The organism is Deltaproteobacteria bacterium, from assembly GCA_005879535.1.
Classification (GTDB): domain Bacteria; phylum Myxococcota; class Myxococcia; order Myxococcales; family 40CM-4-68-19; genus 40CM-4-68-19.
In genome coordinates, this window is the sequence record VBKI01000048.1 from 62,006 (window position 1) to 80,674 (window position 18,669).

At 69.4% G+C, this 18,669-nt stretch carries 17 protein-coding genes; 8 read left to right on the plus strand and 9 right to left on the minus strand.

Annotation, left to right across the window (positions count from 1 at the left end):
* Window positions 1–99: 99 nt before the first annotated feature.
* Genes E6J58_05335 through E6J58_05355 form a run of 5 tightly spaced genes read left to right on the plus strand, consistent with a single transcriptional unit; the run spans window position 100 to window position 4,325 of the window.
* Entirely contained in the window at window positions 100–1,050 is a 951-nt protein-coding gene (locus E6J58_05335; GenBank protein TMB40543.1) for a transcriptional regulator, read from the plus strand.
* The gene (locus E6J58_05340) at window positions 1,047–1,580 is read left to right on the plus strand and encodes a hypothetical protein (protein ID TMB40544.1); all 534 of its coding nucleotides are present in this window, start codon (window positions 1,047–1,049) and stop codon (window positions 1,578–1,580) included. Before E6J58_05335 ends, E6J58_05340 begins: the two co-directional genes overlap by 4 nt.
* Window positions 1,567–2,346 carry a hypothetical protein gene (locus tag E6J58_05345; GenBank protein TMB40545.1) on the plus strand — a complete coding sequence of 260 codons (780 nt, stop codon included), beginning with the start codon at window positions 1,567–1,569 and terminating at the stop codon, window positions 2,344–2,346. Before E6J58_05340 ends, E6J58_05345 begins: the two co-directional genes overlap by 14 nt.
* Window positions 2,343–3,860: a hypothetical protein gene (locus tag E6J58_05350; protein ID TMB40546.1), complete on the plus strand. Its 1,518-nt coding sequence runs from the start codon at window positions 2,343–2,345 to the stop codon at window positions 3,858–3,860. The genes E6J58_05345 and E6J58_05350 overlap by 4 nt, the downstream gene beginning before the upstream one ends.
* A gap of 9 nt (window positions 3,861–3,869) precedes the next feature.
* Window positions 3,870–4,325, plus strand: a complete 456-nt coding sequence (locus tag E6J58_05355; GenBank protein TMB40547.1) for a hypothetical protein — start codon at window positions 3,870–3,872, stop codon at window positions 4,323–4,325.
* 100 nt (window positions 4,326–4,425) lie between these two features.
* Here E6J58_05355 and ybgF read toward each other — a convergent pair whose 3' ends face one another.
* Together ybgF and E6J58_05365 are read right to left on the minus strand one after the other, a co-directional pair.
* Window positions 4,426–5,202: a tol-pal system protein YbgF gene (gene ybgF / locus E6J58_05360; protein ID TMB40548.1), complete on the minus strand. Its 777-nt coding sequence runs from the start codon at window positions 5,200–5,202 to the stop codon at window positions 4,426–4,428.
* Window positions 5,203–5,213: 11 nt separating this feature from the next.
* Window positions 5,214–5,468, minus strand: coding sequence for a GIY-YIG nuclease family protein (locus E6J58_05365; protein ID TMB40549.1), 255 nt, complete (start codon window positions 5,466–5,468; stop codon window positions 5,214–5,216).
* On the opposite strand from E6J58_05365, the gene E6J58_05370 reads away from it, so the two are divergent.
* Complete coding sequence (locus E6J58_05370; protein TMB40550.1) at window positions 5,382–8,654, plus strand: PBP1A family penicillin-binding protein; 3,273 nt, start codon at window positions 5,382–5,384, stop codon at window positions 8,652–8,654. The two genes, E6J58_05365 and E6J58_05370, sit on opposite strands and share 87 nt — an antisense overlap.
* Here E6J58_05370 and E6J58_05375 read toward each other — a convergent pair.
* The 5 genes from E6J58_05375 to E6J58_05395 form a co-directional block, all read right to left on the minus strand.
* Complete coding sequence (locus E6J58_05375; GenBank protein ID TMB40551.1) at window positions 8,651–10,333, minus strand: hypothetical protein; 1,683 nt, start codon at window positions 10,331–10,333, stop codon at window positions 8,651–8,653. The genes E6J58_05370 and E6J58_05375 overlap by 4 nt on opposite strands.
* 47 nt (window positions 10,334–10,380) lie before the next feature.
* Window positions 10,381–11,436: a tRNA pseudouridine(13) synthase TruD gene (locus E6J58_05380; GenBank protein TMB40603.1), complete on the minus strand. Its 1,056-nt coding sequence runs from the start codon at window positions 11,434–11,436 to the stop codon at window positions 10,381–10,383.
* A 5-nt stretch (window positions 11,437–11,441) separates the two neighbouring features.
* Complete coding sequence (locus E6J58_05385; protein TMB40552.1) at window positions 11,442–12,125, minus strand: DUF4388 domain-containing protein; 684 nt, start codon at window positions 12,123–12,125, stop codon at window positions 11,442–11,444.
* Window positions 12,126–12,225: 100 nt separating this feature from the next.
* Complete coding sequence (locus tag E6J58_05390; GenBank protein ID TMB40553.1) at window positions 12,226–13,089, minus strand: hypothetical protein; 864 nt, start codon at window positions 13,087–13,089, stop codon at window positions 12,226–12,228.
* Window positions 13,090–13,137: 48 nt separating this feature from the next.
* Window positions 13,138–14,127 carry a hypothetical protein gene (locus tag E6J58_05395; protein TMB40554.1) on the minus strand — a complete coding sequence of 330 codons (990 nt, stop codon included), beginning with the start codon at window positions 14,125–14,127 and terminating at the stop codon, window positions 13,138–13,140.
* A 19-nt stretch (window positions 14,128–14,146) separates the two neighbouring features.
* On the opposite strand from E6J58_05395, the gene E6J58_05400 reads away from it, so the two are divergent.
* Window positions 14,147–15,676: a radical SAM protein gene (locus E6J58_05400; protein TMB40555.1), complete on the plus strand. Its 1,530-nt coding sequence runs from the start codon at window positions 14,147–14,149 to the stop codon at window positions 15,674–15,676.
* Window positions 15,677–15,684: 8 nt separating this feature from the next.
* Window positions 15,685–16,644 carry a hypothetical protein gene (locus E6J58_05405; GenBank protein ID TMB40556.1) on the plus strand — a complete coding sequence of 320 codons (960 nt, stop codon included), beginning with the start codon at window positions 15,685–15,687 and terminating at the stop codon, window positions 16,642–16,644.
* A 5-nt stretch (window positions 16,645–16,649) separates the two neighbouring features.
* On the opposite strand, the gene E6J58_05410 is transcribed toward E6J58_05405, so the two are convergent.
* Both E6J58_05410 and E6J58_05415 read right to left on the minus strand, forming a co-directional pair.
* Entirely contained in the window at window positions 16,650–17,258 is a 609-nt protein-coding gene (locus tag E6J58_05410) for a YceI family protein (protein TMB40557.1), read from the minus strand.
* A gap of 22 nt (window positions 17,259–17,280) precedes the next feature.
* Window positions 17,281–18,648 (minus strand): glutamate--cysteine ligase, encoded by a 1,368-nt coding sequence (locus E6J58_05415; protein ID TMB40558.1) that lies wholly within the window; start codon window positions 18,646–18,648, stop codon window positions 17,281–17,283.
* Window positions 18,649–18,669: the final 21 nt, after the last annotated feature.

Here is an 18,669-nt window from a genome sequence, read left to right on the forward strand (position 1 = left end):
AATTGTACATCCAGCTGCCGGAGCGCAAGGGGGCGTGCGTGCGCAAGGACCACCGCCCGCCTTGCGCAGTGCGCTGCCGTGCGGTAGCGAGGACCGGAGATGGCCACCAAGAGCCAGGAGCCGGTGATCGGCGACGGAAGCCTGCACATCGGCGATCGCGTCGTGTACCCGAACCAGGGGATCTGCCGGATCACGGGCGTGGAGACCAAGCACATCGCCGGGCAGAACTGGGAGGTCGTCACCCTCTCGCGCGAGGAGGACGGCGCGACGGTGATGGTCCCCAAGGCGAAAGTGATGGGGATCGGGCTGCGCAAGGTGGCGGACGTCGCCGCCATCGATCGCGTCTTCGACGAGCTGTCGACGCCGAACCTCGATCCGCAGCTCGACTGGAAGGTGCGACATCGCGAAAACGCCGACCGGATGACCGGGGGCGGCCTCTTCGGGACGGTGGAGGTGCTGAAGGGATTGCACGCGCTCTCGCGGGTGCGGCCGCTGCCGCAAAAGGAGCGCGAGCTGTACGACAACGCGCGCCATCTGCTGGTCGGAGAGATCGCGGCCGCGATGAACATTCCGCTCCACGTGGCCGAGGACAACCTCGACTATGCGCTCTGGCCGCCGGAAGGGATGACGCGCAAGGGGAAGGCGCTCCCGCCGGCGACGCTCGGCCCGCCCTCGCCTGCGCGCGCTGCCGTCGACGATCTCGGATTCGACGACGAGGAGACGGGGGCGGAGGAGACGACCACCGCCGCCGCGCCTGCCGCCCAGGAGAGCGACGACGACGAGGAGGAGAAAGAGGCCGCCGTTCCTGCCGCCGCGAAGAAAACGGCGGCGGAGAAGCCGAAGGCGGCGCACAAGCCGGAGCACGCGCCGCCAAGGCGGGAGAAGCCGGCGCCCGCCGCGGCGAAGAAGGCCAAGACTGCGCACGCTCCCGCCAAGAAGCCTGCCGCGGCGAAGAAGGCGGCGGCGAGGAAACCCGCTCCCAAGACCCCTGCCCGAAAGCCAGCGGCGAAGAGGCCGGTCGCCAAGGCCAAAGCGAAAGCGAAGCGATGATCCGGATCGTCACCCTCTCCGAGTTTCCGCCCGACGTGATCGACTTCGTCACCCGGCGCCTCCACGCAGCCTACGGAATGGGATGCGAGCTGGAAGGCGAAGGCGAGATCCCCAACGCCGCGATGGACGACGAGCAGTCCGCCTACGACGCCGTCAAGGCGGTGGACGACATGGACGACGACGTCGCGCTCTATGCCGACGACAAGATCCTCTATCTCACCGCCGAGCCGCTGACGGCTCCGGCGGGTCCGATGGGCCGCGGGCCCGTGGACGGGTACGCGCAGTACGGCGGCGGCAAGGCAATCGCCACCGCGCACGGCATCTCCGACAGGGGCGTGCCGCTGGAGATCGGCCTCGCGAAGCGGGCCGCGCACTACGTCGGACACCTCTGGGACCTGCACCACTGCTTCGACCCGCGCTGCGCGATGCATCCTGGCTGGTCTCCCGGTTTCGCCGCTTACCCGGAAGTCGCGCTCTGTCTCTTCGACCGCGAGAAGAGCGAGCGGAAGATCAAGCTTGGGTCTACCTGAGCGCTCCCGCCTTCCGTTCGCGGCGCTGATTGCGCTCGGCGTGGGATCGCTCCTCTTCGACCTGACCCTGTCGTGGCGGTTGCCGTCGGATGCCGACTGGGCGGAGGTGGCCGCGGCCCTGCGCTCGGCGGCGCAACCCGGAGATGCCGTCCAGATCTGGCCGGTGTGGGCGGAGCGGGCGCGGATGTTCGTCGACGCAGCGCCCGTGCTCGCGGAGGAGGACCTCGAGGGGGCCGACTACGCCGGCCTGCGGCGTCTGTGGCTGCTCTCCCTGCCCCGGACGCCCTTCTTCCGCTCGGCGGATGGGCGCCTGGTCGCGCGCGGCGCTACGCCGGCGACGGACGCCCGGCGGTTCGGCGCGCTCTCCCTGCGCGCCTGGGACCTGCACGGAGCGCCGATCGTCGCCGATCTGACCCGCTCTACGGAGCAACACGAGGTCGACTACGTGGCGCGGAGCTGCGTCCGCGTTCCCATCGGAGCACGGTTCACCGCTCGGGGCGCGGCCGGCGCGATGCTCCATCTGCGTGGCGGCGTCATCGGCGAGCGCGCCTACGACGTCAACCGACCCGACGTCCAGGTGCAGGCGTTTGCGGACGGGACGCCGCTCGGGACGCTGGAAGTGCCGCGCACAGCTCTCGACGGCACCGGCTGGCGCCGCCTCGACGCTCCAGTCCCGCCAGGTGCCGCGGAACGCGAGTTCGTCTTCGCGGTCTCCTCGCCGGATCGGGGACGACCTTTTTGCCTGCAGGCCTGGACGTCGCGATGACCGACAAGGGGCTGGCGCGCGGGCTTGGCTTCCTCACCGCCGCGGCGATGGCGCTGACGCAGGCTCCCGTCGGATTCGTCCGCGACGAGGGCTACTACTTCACCGCCGCGCAGAACGCGGAGGCGTGGCTGCGACTGCTGCTGCATTCGCCGCTGCAGGCAGTGGCGCAGACGGAGCGCTACTGGTCGTACAACTTCGAGCATCCGGGGCTGACGAAGCTCCTGTTCGCGGCCTCTCATCTCCTCTTCACCACCTGGCTGCGAATCCTGCCCGACGCCCTCGCCTGGCGGCTTCCGGCATTCGCGTTCGCGGGGCTGCTCAGCTACTGGCTCTGCCTGCTCGGGCTCTCGCGCTCGCGCGCCGCGGGCGTGCTGGCGCCGCTGCTCTTCTGGTGCGCGGAGCGGACGTTCTTCCACGGGCACCTCGCCTGCTTCGACATTCCCATCTGCGCGATGTGGGCCGGCGTCGGCGTCGCATGGTTGCGCGCTTCCGGTCCCCGCCTCGCCGCGACCTACGGCGTCGCGCTCGCAGTGAAGCACAACGCATGGTTCCTGCCGCCGGTGCTGCTCGTCCACGCGTTGCTCTTGCCGCGAGACGCACGGATCGCGGCGCTGCGTCGGCTGCCGTGGATGCTGCTCTCGCCCCTCGCGTTGTTCTTCTGCTGGCCGCTCCTCTGGCACGATCCGCTGCGCCATCTGCGCGACTGGGTCTCCTTCCACACGCATCATGTGCATTACGCCTGGTGGTACTTCGGCCAGGTCCTGCGCGCGCCGCCCTTCCCTGTCGAGTACCCGCTGGTCGCCGACGCGATGGTCCTTCCGGCTCCCACGGTGGTGCTGCTCGCCGCAGCCGGAATCGCGCTCCTCGTCGGGTTCGCGCGGCGCACGCTCGATGCGCAGCGACTTCTCGAGCTGGGACTCGCCGGAGCAGCGCTGCTGCCGTTTCTCCTCCGCACGACGCCGATCTTCGGTGGCATCAAGCACTGGCTCGGATTCGTCGCGCTGCTCGCACCGGAGGCGGCTTCCCTGCTCGCGCGCGTGGCGCCAGAGCCGCGCCGCCTCGTGGCCGTCGCTGCAGCCACGCTCCTTCCCGGCATCTGGCAGATCGGACACGTGCACCCTTATGGGACGAGCGCGTACGGGGAGTTGGCTGGCGGAATCCCGGGAGCCGCGACGCTGGGCATGCAGCGCCAGTACTGGTCGAACAACGTGACGGCTGTCCTGCCCTGGCTGAACGCGAACTGCCCGCCCGCGGCCGGCGTGTACTTCCACGAGGTCAACGTCGAGAGCTACCGTGCCTACGTGCTCTCGGGAATGCTGCGCGCGGACATCCGCTATGCGCCCGGCCCGGAGCAGGCCGACTACGTGGCCCTGCAATGGCACCGGGAGTTCCGCGACCGTGAGCCAGAGACCTGGAACGCCTTCGGGACCCGCCGTCCCGCAACCGGGCTGTATCTCGACGAAGTTCCACAGATCGTGGTGTACGCCCGCCCGGGATTGCCGGGGGGGCCCTAGAGTATGGGCATGGGCCGGTGGGATCACATCCTCGACCAGAGACCGCAGGAGCTGAAGGACTACGTGCTCGACAAGGTGGCCGAGCAGATGGTCGAGGACCTGCGCAATTTTCCTCCGCGCATCGAGGAATGGCTCGATGCCGCGATGCAGTCCCGCTACGCGAGGGTGCTGACCCGCCTGGGGCGTCCCGAGCTGGACACGTACCGCGTCGCCTGCGAGCTCGCCCGCGAGGAGATGCTGCACGAGTACGAGCTGATCGACCGCTTCTGCCGCAGCGACGAGTACCGTCGGCTCCTTCCCAACGAGCTCGAAGAGCAGAGCGCGCACTTCATGACGCGGTATCTGGTCGACTCGGCGTTGGCGTTCCAGGAGTACGCGCAGGGCAAGTTCCGGCGGCGCGACCTGGTGACGCTGATGGAGAAGGTGGAGGACCGGCTGCTGCGCGGCTACCGACTGCGGCTCTAGGGAGCGTTGCTCGAGTCACGCGCTCCTGGGCGGCTGGCTTCCGCAGCGCCAGCGCGCGCGGACAACGACACCGCGAAACATATTGCCGCAACCAGCCGGCTCATTTTTTCTTGCGCCGGCACTCCAAGGCGCGGTCGTGCGCCGTCTTCGCCGCCGGCGCGGTCTTGTGCGCCTGCGCCACCTCGTCGAAGAAGAGCAGCGCGTTCTGGCAGTCGCCCTGTGCCTGGAAGGACATGCCGATCTTCAGCAGCGCGTCGGGGACCTTGTCCGACCCCTTGTGCTCCTTCAGCACTCTCTGGAACTCGACGATGGCGTCGTTCCACTTCTTCTCCGCGTAGAACGTCTCGCCCAGCCAATACTGCGCGTTCGCCGCCAGCTCGTCCTTGGGGTACCGCGTGAGAAAATCCTGGAAGAGCTCGCGCGCCTTGGTCGTCTGGCCCTGATCGAGCCGCTGGCGGGCCAGGTTGTAGAGGGCGCCGCGGTCCGTCGGCCGCTCCTGCTCCTTCTTCTGCTGCGCCAGGAACTGGTTCGCCGCTTCCAGCGTCTTCTGCTGCTCCTGCGCAGTCTTCTCCTGCGCATCCAGCCTGTGCTGGATGACTTCGAGCTGCCCGCGGAGCGCGGCCAGGTCGTTCTGGTTCTTTTCGACGTCCACGGCCAGGTCGGCGCCGCTCTTCCGGGCGGCCCGGGAGAGCTGGTCCAGCGCGTCCTGCAACGCCTTGGCGCGCTGCTGATCCTTCTGGCGGTCGGCGGCGGTGGCGTCCATTTCCTTCTTCAGATCCGCCCGCAGCGCGGCGATGTCCTGGCGCATCTGCTCGCCCTCCTGCGCAGTGGTGACGCAGGCGGCGCTGCAGAGCGCGACCAGCAGCAGTCTCTTCATCGAGCGCGCAGCTAACCGCGCCCGCGCAGCGTGTCAAGAAAGGCGAGCTTGTCGCGCCGCCGTAGCGCCTTGAGCTGGTGCTCCCGGCGAAGGGCGTCGGCGCGCGTAGGCGCGGACTCGGAGTGAAGCAGGGTCAGAGGCGAGCGGCCGCGAGTGTACCGCGCGCCACGACCCGCGCGATGGGCCGCGAGGCGCCCCGAGAGGTCGTTGGTGATGCCGGTATAGAGGGTGCCGTCGGCGCAGCGGAGGAGGTAGACGCACCACATCGATTGCACAACATTTCCGCAGATCGTCGAGACCGCAAGTTCTTTTGGGGCGTGGACGCGGGGGGTCCCGCTGTTGCATGCTTCGAGGACTGGATGGCTTCGCCCCCCAAGCGCCCTGATCCGTCTGGCGGCACGCTGATCGACGTCGAAGAAGAGCCTTCGGCTGCCGGGCGCCGTGGCGACGACGCGCCCGGATCCACCGCCGTCGTTCGCCCACCGGCGCACGACGATGCGCCCGGAGGGACCGCGTTCGTCCGCGTCGATCGAGGGCAGAAGGCGGCACCGTTGCCGCCGACGCGCCGTCCCGAGCAGGTGCATGCCGCGCCGAAGAAAGGGCTGCAGGTCTCGCTTCCCGACGAGGAACCCGCCGCGCCGCCGCCGAAGAAGCGGCCTCTGCCGCCGCCGCCCGACGAAAAACGAGGTCGGCGCGGCGCTTGGTGGGACGAGAAGCCCGAGAAAGAGCCGGAACCCGATCCCGACGATCTTCCCGGGCGCACCGCGGTGGTGCAGGCGCCCGAACCGGAGCCACAACCGGAACCGGAACCAAAACCCCCCGCGGAGCCGGAGGTCGAGCCCTACCGACCGGTGCCGGCAGACGACTACCAGGGCCACGTGCCAGAAGGGCCGCCGCGCTGGAAGGTACTGCTCCGGCGGGCAGCGTGGACGGCGGGAGCGCTCGTCGCGCTGGGAGTCATCGCGGCGCTCGCGGGCTACGTCTACATCTCGCGCGAGATCCCGACCTTCGACTCGGTCCGCGACTACCATCCCTTCGTCGGCACCAAGGTCGTCGCTTCCGACGGCTCCGTGATCGCCCAGTTCTACCGGGAGCGCCGGACGGTGGTGAAGATGGACCAGGTGCCGCGCGTGCTGGTCCAGGCGGTGATCAGCGCGGAGGACAAGGACTTCTACAAGCATCCGGGCTTCAATTTCTTCGCGCTCGCGCGCGCCGCGCTGGTCGACGCCGTCAGCGGCCGCAAGCGGCTGGGCGCATCCACCATCACCCAGCAGGTGGTGAAGAACTTCTTCCTCACGCCCGAGAAGAGGTGGAAGCGGAAGCTGAAGGAGATCCTGCTGGCCGCGCGCCTCGAGCACAACCTCTCGAAGGACGACATCCTCTTCCTCTACCTGAACCACATCAACTTCGGAAAAGCCCACTACGGCGTCGAGGAAGCGTCGCTCTACTACTTCAACAAGCACGTGCAGGACATCGACTTCGGCGAGGCCGCCATCCTCGCCGGGCTGCCGCAGAACCCATCGCGCATCAATCCGCGCCGGCACCCCGACCGGGCCAAGAAGCGGCAGATCTACGTGCTCGATCGGATGCTCGCGAATCGGCTGATCTCGCGCGAGGACCACGACCGGGAGGTGGAGAAGCCCATCGTCCTGCCGCCGCCGGCGCCGGAGCCGCCGGGAGCCTGGTACGTCGACGAAGTCCGGCGGCAGCTCGTCGCGCAGTTCGGGGACGCGGCGGTGGACACCGCCGGCATGACGGTGGAGGTGGCGATGGATCCGCGACTCCAGGATGCCGCGGAAGTGGCGCTGCGCGAGAACCTGAGGGCCATCGACAAACGGCAGGGCTGGCGGGGCCCCGAAGTGAAGCTCGAGGCGGAGCGACTCGATGCGTACCGCACGGCGCTGGCCCGGCGGCTCGCCTCCGTTGCCCAGACGCAGGACCAGGCCTGGGTCCTGGACCTGGAAGGAATCTACACGGCCGCGGTGCGCCGGAACGCGAACAAGAAGCCGGCGAAGAAGCGGCCGGAAGACACGGACGACACGGAAGCCGCCGACACCGCCGCCGCCGCGCTGGAGGGCAATGTCGCGCCCGACGTCCTCGCCAGGGCCGCCAAGGTCCGGCCCCTTTCACCCAACGAGATCTACGCCGGCCTGGTGACGAGCGTCGGCCGGGCCGATGCCGTGGTGGAGCTGGCCCCGGGCATCGCCGGCAACGTGCCATTCTCGACCATGACCTGGGCGCGGCCCTTCAAACCGGAGCGCGCGACCCCGCCGCCGAAGTCGCCCTCCGACGTGCTCGCCGTCGGCGACGTCGTCGCCGTGCGCGTAGCCCACGTCCAGACGCAGCGGACGTCGTCGGGCACGCGCGTGCAGCGCCTGGAGCTCGCTCTGGAGCAGACGCCCAAGGTGCAGGGTGCGTTCATCGCCATGGATCTGAAGACGCGCGGCGTGCTGGCCCTGGCTGGCGGCTACGACATGGCGCTGTCCTCGTTCAACCGTGCGACGCAGGCGAAACGGCAGCCGGGCTCGTCGTTCAAGCCGTTCCTGTACGCGGCGGCCATCGACACCGGCAAGTACACGCCGGTGACGCGCGTGGACGACTCGCCCGAGGTCATCACCGATCCCTGGACGGGAAAGGCGTGGAAGCCGCAGAACTTCGAGAAGGACGAGTTCGACGGGCCCATGACGCTGCGCAAGGCTCTCGCCGACTCGAAGAACACCGTCGCCGTCAAGCTCCTGCTCGACGTCGGGCTCGACAAGGTGCGCGCCGCGGCGCGGGCGGCGGGCCTCTCGAGCGACATCCCGCAGAGCTACACTGCCGCCCTCGGCACCGGCGAGGTGGGCGTGCTGGAGCAGATCAATGCGTTCGCGACGCTGGCCTCGGAGGGGCGGCACGCGGACCCTGTTCTGATCCGGAAGGTGCTCTCGCGCGACGGCAACATGGTGCTCGACGGACAGTCGAAGCTCGAGGAGACGATGAAGCCCGAGGTCGCGTACATCGTCTCCGACATGATGCGCTCGGTGATCGACGATCCCTCCGGAACGGCGCATTCGCTCAGCGCGCTGGGCCGCGCCGCGGCCGGAAAGACGGGGACCGCCAGCGAGCACAGGGATGCGTGGTTCATCGGGTTTACTACCTCGCTGCTGGCCGGCGGCTGGGTCGGCTTCGACACGCACGAGATGCTCGGGCCCTACGAGACCGGCGGGCACGCGGCGGGGCCGATGTGGCTGCAATGGATGCGCGCCGCGACCGCCGGACAGGCGCCGGAACCCTGGCAGGCGCCCCCGCCGGGCGTCACGCAGGTGCAGATCAACCGGAATCGCGGGTGCCTCACCACCAGCGCGGATCCGTACGCGATCCCGGAAGTGTTCATGGCCGGCAGCGAGCCGACCCAGGCCTGCACCGACGAGCACCAGCCTGGCCAGGAAGACTGGTACCAGACTCCGCGTTAGCGGATAGCGGACGCCTTGATGGTGGCCTTCCCATCCTTCTCGTAGACCGAGAAGCGCACGCCCTTGCAGTTGTGCTTCGCCACCAGATCGGCGCGGTTCTTTTTCAGCTTGGCGGCGAATTTCTCGAAGGAGATGGGAGTCGCGGGCTCGCCGAGCTGGACCTTCAGCTCGACGAAACGGTCGTACGTCTCGCGCCAGTGCGGCTCGTCCGGATCGTCGCTGTCGGCGCCGGGCATCGAGAAGTCCTGCAAAGTAATGCCCGACTCCGCCTGCTCGGGGATCTGTTCCGGCGCTGGAGGAGGAGTCGGCTCGTTTCCCGGGAATGGCTCGGCGGCCTGGTCCGATTCGGCCGGCGCGCCGTTCGAGGCAGGAGCGTTTTTCGCCGGCGGCACGGCCGGATCGAGCTCGCCGAATTTGAAGTCGCCCCGCGCTTCGGGCGGAGCGCCGTTCGGCGGCGGCGCAGCCGGCATCTCCCATTCGGGCACCGAGGCGCTCGACGCGACGGCCGCGACCGAATCCGTGGGCATTCCCCAGACCGCGGATTCCGCAGGCTCCGGCGGCGGCTCGGATTCGATCTCGCGCAGCAGCGGCCGTGCCTGCTCGCGCAGCGGCAGCGCGACTCCCTGACGCGGCGCCACCTCGGGGCGCGGCGTCACTGCGGGTTCCACGTCCAGCGGCGACGGCATGCGCGGGGCGCGGCGGGGCGGGCTCACCACGCCGTCCTCGGGTTCCGGCGGCGTCTGCGGAGCGACGATCACCTGCTGCACGACGGGCGCTGGACGTCGCGCGAGGAGCCCCCAGAGAAATCCGAACAGGAGGAACAGGCCGAGCGCGACCGCATAGAACGCCTGGTAGCGCCCGAGCCAGGCGAGGTAAGGCGACGCCGGAACCGTCAGCGCCGCGTGGACCCCGGAGTCGACCGGCAGGAGCGCGCCGCGGACCGCGTATCGCGACGCTCCGCGCGGGAGCTCGCCGGAAAGGTTGGTTCCCACGAACGGGAGGCGGATCTGCAGGACGCCGTACCCGGGACCTGGCGCGGCCACCCACTTCGTGAGCTGAGCGCGCTCTTCGCCCTGCGGCAGCGAGCTCGCCACGATGCGTCCGCCCTGGATCAGGGTCACGTCGGCGTCGACCTGGCTCTTGAGCTGCGCGGCGAAGCGGTCGTCGACCAGCATCCCCACCACCGCGGCAGCGGTTGCGCCGGGAACGCGCGCCGACGCCATCCGGTACAAAGCGTTGTCGAAGGTCGCGAACACCGGCGGCGCCACCGCGCCGCTTGCCGTCTGCGAGAGGGGGAGCCGCGCCGGATCCTCGAGCACCTGCACCGGGCGGGAGCGACGCGAGACGATCGCGCCTTGCGCGTTGACCACCGCGAACAGGTCGGGCTGTGGCGAGAGCACCGCCCCTGCCGCCCGCAAGGCGCGCTCGTCGGGTCGCCCCGGCGACTGGCCGTCCCCGCCGCGCACCGCCTCGATCAGGTCGGGCATCATCGCCACCGCCCGAGGCGCCAGACGCGCATCGAGCAGGTCGATCTGCCCCCGCAGCGCGGTGCTCGCAGCGGCGACCCGCGCCCGCATCGTGTCCTCACCAGTCTGGGCGATGCTCAGGGACACGCGCGCCAGGTTGATGGCCAGTGCGAGCGCCACCAGCACGGTGAAGATCCAGATCCGGGCTCTCATGCAGAAGACAGAGCTATCGCCACTTTCCGGCGCGGTCAAACATTGCATCAGGCGGCGGAATCGGCCTCTGTGACGTCGGTTTTGGCGATCTCGCGCAGCACGGAAATGGCGTAGCTTCCCTTGGGAAGCGCGAAGGAAACGGCCAGCGCGCCGTCGTCTGCGGCGGTCACCGCCAGATCCTCGGGCGAGATGCGGTAGGGTCTTCGCGCACCCTGCATCTCCTCTCCGCCGGCGGCGAACCATTGCGGATCGACCCCGGCATCCGAGAGGACGGCCTGCTCCCGCCGGAACGCTTCTCCGCGGGAGGCGAAGAGCGCATGGCCCGGCAGGGGTCCCGCGGGATCGATCTCGCCGGCGGCCACTCGCTCGTTGTCGGCGCGCGGGTCCTCGCAGACGAAGAGCCCGCCGGTCGCGCGCTTCTTCATCACGTCTCCCTCGATCGCCTTGGCGAACAGACCATCGGCGATGCGCGCGGACAGGCAGCGGTTGAAGAGCTCGGACTGGAGGGCGGACAGCGCGAGCCGGCGGAGGAAGCGGTCCCGGACCTGGCGCTCGCGCAGCAGGATGGCTCGGCCGAGTGCGGCGTTGTCGCCCGACCTGCCGAAGCGCTGCAGCCCGAACAGATTCGCCGTCCCCGATTCCCGAAGCCGTGCGCAGACGGCCTGCGCACGCGGCAGCGCGTCCGGGAGGACGCCGCGGATCACGATCCGGAAACGGTTTCCGCGAAGGTGCCCGGGCCGGAGCTTGTTGCCGTGCCGGGCGGCCGCGAGGATCCGGAAACCCTCCCCCTTGATCGTCAACGCCTGGTCGGGCGACGTTTTCGAGCGCACGCTGATCCGCTGCACGGTCAACGCCCGCCGGTCCTTGAGTCCGGCGGTGCCGACGTCGCGCTCACGCGCCCCGAGCGCCCGCGCGATCTCGGCAGCCACTTCGGGTGTCGTGCGTCCCCGCTTCTCCACGGTCAGATACAGGTGCTCGCCAGCGCCGGAGGGCTCGTACAGGGGCAGTTCCTCGACGGAGAAGTCCTCCTCTGTCACGCGAAGCAGTCCGGAAGTCCCCGGCAGATCGGGAGTGAGCAGGGGAACGGGACGCGGCGCGAGCAGGTCGGTCAAAGCTGCAGAAGGCCGCGCTCGATCAGCGCGTACGCCGCCTTGGTCGCCTCGAACTCGCCGAGCGCCGTGGCGAGGGCGAGATCGGCGATCGTCCGGGTGCCATCGGCGAGTGCGAGCACCTGGCGACCCTCATTCGTCAGCCGGCTATCGGCTTTCTTTCTGGTCGGCCGCGGCGCGACGTGCAGACTGGGCACGAGCGTCCGGTACAGCTCCATCTCGTCGAGGCGCCGGAGCCCGTCGAGCAACATCGCCTGGGTGTCGAGCGAGAGGGAGATGGGCAGCGCCGCGCGATTGACGCCGCCCAGGAAGACGAAGCTGCCGGAGCGGACGACGAGCAGGCCGAGGAACGTCTCGACCACTCCAGCGAGGCGCTCGCGGGCGATGGTGGAGGACGCCCAGGCGACGTTCCCCTCCAGGAACACGATGGCGCGGTCCACGCCGTGGGCCCGCGTGAGCAGGACGCCGGTGCGGCGGCCCTGGTGCAGGAAGTTCAGCAGATCGCTCGGCTGCACCTCGGCGAGGTCGCCGGCCATCGACGGCCGCCCCGCTCCCAGCCGGGATACTTCCGCGTAGAGCCCTCCGCCCCGGTCGCGTAACGCGAGCAGCAGCCCCGCAGGCGCGTCGAGCACCTTCCAGGCGCCGGGCGCCTGCTCGAGAAGCGCCTTGAGAGCGTCGTCCACCCCTCGACAGCATGCCCCGGTGGGGCAGCGCTCTCAAGGGGCGTCGGAGAGGCGGACGCGCGGGGGGATGGGACAAATCCCCACATCCGCAGACACGAGATCAGTCAGTGTCCCAGCCGCCCTTGTTGCGTTGCCACTCGTCCTCGTCCTGGGCGGTAAAGACGAGGAAGTCGTACTTGATCGGAAGCGTGAGCTGTCGCCCGTTGAAGTAGAGCGTGGGCGTCGCGCGGACGCCTGCATCGGTTCCTTCCTTCTTGTGTCGCTCGATCGTCGCGTCGAAACGCCCTGCGTAGACCTGCCGCAGCATCGCGTCGCCATCGAGGCCGAGCTGGCGGGCGAAGGACTTCAGCTCGGTGTCGCCCAGCTCCTCCTGGTGGCTGAAGAGCAGATCGCTCATCTCCCAGAACTTGCCTCTCTGCCGCGCAAACTCCGCGCAACCCGCGGCGATCTGCGCACGGCTGTGCGACGGCAGGGGAAAGTACTTGAAGCAGAGCCGAACCTTCGCGGGCAGCGCGCGCACCAGGTCGCGCAGCGGCTTCGCCGACACGGCGCAGTGGGGGCATTGATAGTCGGAGAATTCGACCACCGCGATGGGCGACTTCAGGTCGCCGAGCTGCGCGCAGTCCTGGTCCGGCAGCTTCTGCCGCTTCTCCTTGGCGAAGCTCCCGTAGTAGCGCTCCACCATGTCGATGACGGCGGAGGTCGAGTACCCGTCGAGCAGCAGCGCCTTGACCAGCTCGGCGGTGCGCAGCGCGTGCTTGTCGCTGACGTTCGCGCCCAGACAGCGCGCGAGCGTCTCGGTGCAGCCGGCGTAGCCGAACGTATCGCCCGCGACCTCGAGAAACTGGGCGCGTTGCTGATCGGTCAAGGCATGCAAGTCCGCGCGAGGGAGGATCTGCCGCGCGCGCTCTTCGGAGAGCCCGGCCTGCGCGACGAGGGCGGCGATGAGCAGGAGGGACTGCATCGGGTGCGGGACCCTAACATGCCGCGCCTGCTCCGCAACCGGCCTCCCTCAGGGCGGCGGCGGCACTCCCTCGGGAGGCGGCCGGCGCAGCCCGAGCAAGGCGCGCACGTCGGCGCGGCGGCGCAGCGACTTGAGATCGTCGTCGTTGCGGCCGAGGACCTGGACGCGCGAGGGATCGATGGCGGCGGCGCGCCGGAGGAAGGCGACCGCATCCTCCTGCCGATCGGAGAGCGCGGCGGTGGCGGCAGCGTTGTAGAGACCGTCGACGTAACCTGGGTCGGCCGCGATGACGCGGTCGAATTCCCGGCGGGCGGAATCGAGCTCGCCGGCGGCGTAGTCGGCGAGGCCGTGCGCGTTGTGCAGCTGGGCTTCTCCGCGACGGATCCGGGCGCGTCGCAGACCCACCGTCCGGCGCAGCGGCGGACCCGCACGCACCGAGCCGGCGAGCAGCCACGCGACGCCGTCCTCGAGGAAGACCTGGGGCCTGACGGGGACGCCGGTGAGCGGCATGCGCGCCAGCTCGACGTCATCTCCGGAAGGGCGGTCGGAGAGCAAGAGCACCATTGCATCTTCCGCCCGCGAGACGCGCAGCGACAGCGGCAGGGATCCCGCTTCCGGAGCTCCCTTCACCTGCCACAGCGCCCGCCCCGGTTCCGGCGTCGCCGCGGCGCGCGGCGCAAAGCCGAGCTCCTTTGCCCGCGACAGCGCAGCAGGCCACTCGAGCGCGATCGCCGTGGACAGGGCCGGCTCCGGCCGCTCCGCGACGGCGTGAAGACGTGCCGCGACCGCGCTGGCGCGCTCGGGCGGCGCTTCGACGAGCGTGCGGGTGGGGCCGTCGTGCCGGAGCGCGAGCAGCGTCAGGTGCGGCGCTTCTCCTTCCGCCTCGAGGAATTCCACGGCGGCCGCTCCGTCCTTGCCGAATCCGATCAGGGCCTGCTCGTGGACGATCGGTCGCCCCGCCGCCTGCTCGGGAAACGTCGGCGGCATCCGCCATTCCGCGCAGCCGAGAATGGAGCAGAGCAGCGCGAGACGGCGCATCGCGCCTTTCTACCTTAGAATGGCGGGTCCGATGCGTTGGTCGCTCCTCGAACCCGTCCGCTCCCGTCTCGCCGACGAGCGCGGCAGCTTGCGCAAGCAGGCGGCGACCCGCATCGCGCTCTGCTACCCGAGCCCCTACCACGTGGGGATGAGCTCGCTGGGGTTCCAGACCATCTATCGGGAGATCCATGCCCACGGCGATGCCGCCGCGGAGCGAGCGTTCCTGCCGGACGACGTGGGCGCCTGGAGGGAAGCGCGCGTCCCTCTCTGCACGTACGAATCGCAGCAGCCGGTCGCCTCGTTCTCGTGCCTCGCGTTCTCCATCAGCTACGAGCTCGAGATCACCGGGCTGTTCGAGATGCTCGATCTGGCCGGCATGCCGGTCCTGCGCGAAGAGCGCGACGACCGGCACCCGCTGGTGGTCTGCGGCGGTCCGCTGACGTTCTCGAACCCGGTGCCCCTCGCTCCGTTCGCGGACGTGATCGTCCTCGGCGAGGCCGAGGAGCTGATCCACACGCTCTGCGACGCGCTCACCCTGCCCCGTCACGAGCTGCGGACGAGGCTGTCCCAGCATCCCGGATTCTACGTTCCGGGTCTGTCCTCGACCTGGCCCGGCGTGGCGAAGGCCGACGACGACCGGCTGCCGGCCCGTTCGCAGATCATTACGCCGCAGACCGAGCTGCGCTCGATGTTCCTGATCGAGCCGGAGCGCGGATGCTCGCGCGGATGCACATACTGCGTCATGAGACGCACGACCAACGGCGGGATGCGGACGGTGGATCCGGAGCGGGTGCTCGAGCTGCTGCCGGAGGACGCGCGCCGCGTGGGACTGGTGGGCGCCGCCGTCACCGACCACCCGCGCATCGTCGAGCTGGTGCGCACGCTGGTCGACGAGGGGCGGGAAGTCGGCATCTCATCGCTGCGCGCGGATCGGCTTTGCGCCCGTCCGGAGCTGATCTCGCTGCTGGCGCAGTCGGGTGCGCGGACGCTGACCACCGCCGCCGACGGCGCTTCCGAACGGCTGCGCACGGCGCTCGACCGCCGCACCACGGCCGCACAGCTCCTCCGTGTCGCCGGGCTCGCACGGGAAGCGGGCTTCCAGCGGCTCAAGCTGTATCTGATGGTCGGCCTGCCCGGAGAAGAGGACCGCGATCTCGACGAGCTGGCGGAGTTGGCGGGCGAGATCTCCCGCATCCTTCCGCTCAGCTTCGGGTGCGCACCGTTCGTGGCGAAGCGGAACACGCCGATGGACGGGACGCCGTTCGTTCCCGTCGAGGAGACGGAGCGGCGCATCGCGTATCTGCGGGCGAAGCTGCGCGGGCGGGCGGAGATCCGGCCCACCAGTCCGCGCTGGGCCTGGGTGGAGTACATGCTCGCGCAGGGCGGCGAGGATGCGGGGCACGCTGCGCTCGATGCCTGGCGCGCTGGCGCCTCGTTTGCAGCGTGGAAGCGCGCCTTTCGCGAGCGCGGAGTGCGACCGCGGGGCGAGCGCCGCGTCGCCGACGGCCGCCTCAGACTGCCACGGCTCGCGGCCTGGCCCGTTCTCTGAGGACTCCGATGCCCGCGCTGCAGATCTGCTACCACGACCACTGCTTCGACGGCGTCGCCTCGGGGGCAGCGTTCCTTCGCTTCTACCGCGACAAGGTGAAGCCTGGCCCGCTGGACGTGTCGTTCCGGGGGATGGCGCACCGCGCGGGACAGCTCTTCGACGAAGGCGTGTTCGCGGGCGAGGAGAACGCCGTCGTCGACTTCCGCTTCTCCCCCGATCCGCGGCTGACGTGGTGGTTCGATCATCACCAGAGCGCATTCGAGACGCCGGCGGACGAAGCGGTGTTTCATGCCGATCGCAGCGGCCGCAAGTTCTGGGATCCGCAGGCGAAGAGCTGCACGCGGTTTCTCGCCCGGACGGTGGAGGAGAAGTTCGGCTGGGACAGCTCGCCCTTGCGCGAGCTGATCGATTGGGCGGAGATCATCGACGGCGCCCTCTTTCCGAACCCGCAGATGGCGGTCGCGCTGACCGACCCGGCGATGCAGCTCATGCTGCTGATCGAAGCCACCAAGGACCCCGACCTGTGCCCACGGCTGATCCGCGAGCTCTCGCAGCGCCCGCTCTCGTCCGTGCTGGCCGAACCCTGGGTCACCCAGCCGCTGAAACCGCTCTTGGCGCGGCATCACGAAGTCGTGGCCCTGGTGAAATCACGCATCCGCCTGGACCATGGGGTCGCCACGTACGATCTCGCCGATCTCGGCATCGACACCGTGAACAAGTTCATCGCCTACGCCGCCGACCCATCGACGGTCTATACCGTCTCCGTCTCCCGCGGCCCGACCCGAAGCAAGGTCTCCCTCGGCTCCAATCCCTGGCAGCAGGATCGCCGCCGCCACAACCTGGCACGCATCGCCGAGCGCTACGGGGGCGGCGGCCACCCCGCCGTCGCCGCCATTTCATTCCCTCCTGACCACCTCGACCAGGCCCGCGCAGCCGCCGCCGTGATCGCCGACGAGCTCCGAACGTAAACCCCTTACTTCTTGGCCTTCGTCTCCGCCTGCGCTTCCTTCTTCCCTTCGAGGGGCTTCTGCAGGAACTCGAACTCGAGGTCGAGATTCACGTCGTCGGAGACCATCGCGCCCCCCGACTCCAGCGCCTTGTTCCAGGTCAGCCCCCACTCCGACCGCTTCAACTTCCCGGTGGCGCTGGCGGGATACACGCTGGTGCCGAACGGAGACTTGATGGGCTGTTCCGTGAAGCTCGCCTCCAGGCTCAGAGGCTTCGTCACACAATGCATGGTCAGGTCGCCCGTCACCTTGTACTTGTCGCCGGACTTCTCGATCCGGTTCGACTTGAAGGTCATCTCCGGGCACTTCTGCACGTCGAAGAAGTCCGGCGACTTGAGGTGGCCATCGCGCTTCTCGTTGTTGGTGTTGATGCTCGACGGATCCACCTTCAGCTCGATCGCGCTCCTCGAAGGATCGTCCTTGTTCCAGTTGAGGGTGGAGGAGAACCTGGGGAACTGGCCGCGCACCGTGGTCACCACCATGTGCTTGACGGAAAAGCCGACGGTGCTGTGGTTGGGATCGGCCTCGAGGGTGACGGACGCGGCGGCGAGGACGGCTGCGAGAACGAGCGTCATCTTTTGGTATCTCCTTGGGAGGTCAGGCGATTTGCCAGAGCTTCAGCACCGAAGCGGGATCTCCACCAGAGGCGCGATAGAGCTCCAGCGCCCGCTCGGCGTACGTACGGCCGGAGCCTAGGATGTCGGAGAGGGGATCGAGGTTCCTTGATTCGTCGAGCCCCGACGTCTTCTGCCATCCTTTCAGGCCCTCCTGGGCGATGCGAAGCAGATCGCGCCCCAATTCCAGCGCGCTGGCGCCTCCCGGCCCACGGGCGCGCAGCGCGACGCGCGCCACGTCGGCCTGGAACTGCAGGAGCTCGGAGAACTTCCAGCCGCTGGTCAAGGCCGCGGCCGCCTCGCGCGCGCCCTTGTCGTAGAGAATCCCCACCCAGAGAGCGGGCAGCGCGATCATCAACGGAAGCGGCACCACGTCCGCCCCGCGCAGCTCCAGCACCCGCTTGACCCGCACTTCAGGGAACAGCGTCGTCAGGTGATCGACCCAATGCGAGAGCGTCGGCTGCGCCTTCTCGCCAGAGGCGAGCTGACCGCTCGTGAGCCAGGCACGGAACGTCTGATCGCCCGCGTCGCGATACTCGGTCCCGTTGCGGACGAACAGCATCGGGACGTCGATCGCCCACTCCACGTACCTTCGATACCCCCAGTCCGGCTGCAGCATCTGCTCGAGCAGCCCGCAGCGGGAAGCATCGGTCTCGCGCCAGACCTGGTATCGGAAGTCGAGGTACCCGCTGTCGCGCCCATTCACCAGGGGGCTGTTGGCGAACATCGCGCTGACGATCGGAGACACGGCGGTCGCCGCGCGCACCTTGGAAGCGAGGTCCGCCTCGTCGCTCCAGTCGAGGTTCGCCTGCACGGTGGCTGTCATCAGCATCATGTCCAGCGCCAGGCGGCCCTTGTTCCCCAGCGACGACTTCATCGCCGCGTAGCGTCCCTTGGGCATCCAGGGAACGTCGTCCCGGGTGCCGAACGGACGATACCCACAGGCCAGCCAGGCGATCCCGTGCGAGTCGCGACGCACCTGCGCGAGATGCGCTTCGATCTCCCCGCGGATGTCGGCGAAGGACCGCAGCGCAGCGCCCGACAGCTCGAGCTGTCCGCCCGGCTCCAGCGTCACCGACGCGTCCTTCGACAGCAGCGCGATGGGTTGGCCGTTTTCCTTGTGCTTGTGCTGCGTGCCGCCCGCCGACCGGGCGATGGCGTCGAGCAGCGCGCGGATGCCGTCGGGCCCGTGATACGGCACCGCCTCGAAGCGCGGCCCGCGCACGCCGATCTTCTCGTGCTCCACCCCGATCAGCCAGCGGTCCAGCGGACGCTCGGCGCCCTTCACGTAGGCGATCAGGTCGCCGAGGTTGCTGACAGGGGCTGAGAGCCCGCCGAGATCGAGAGACATGTTTTGAAGTTGATGCCGGCC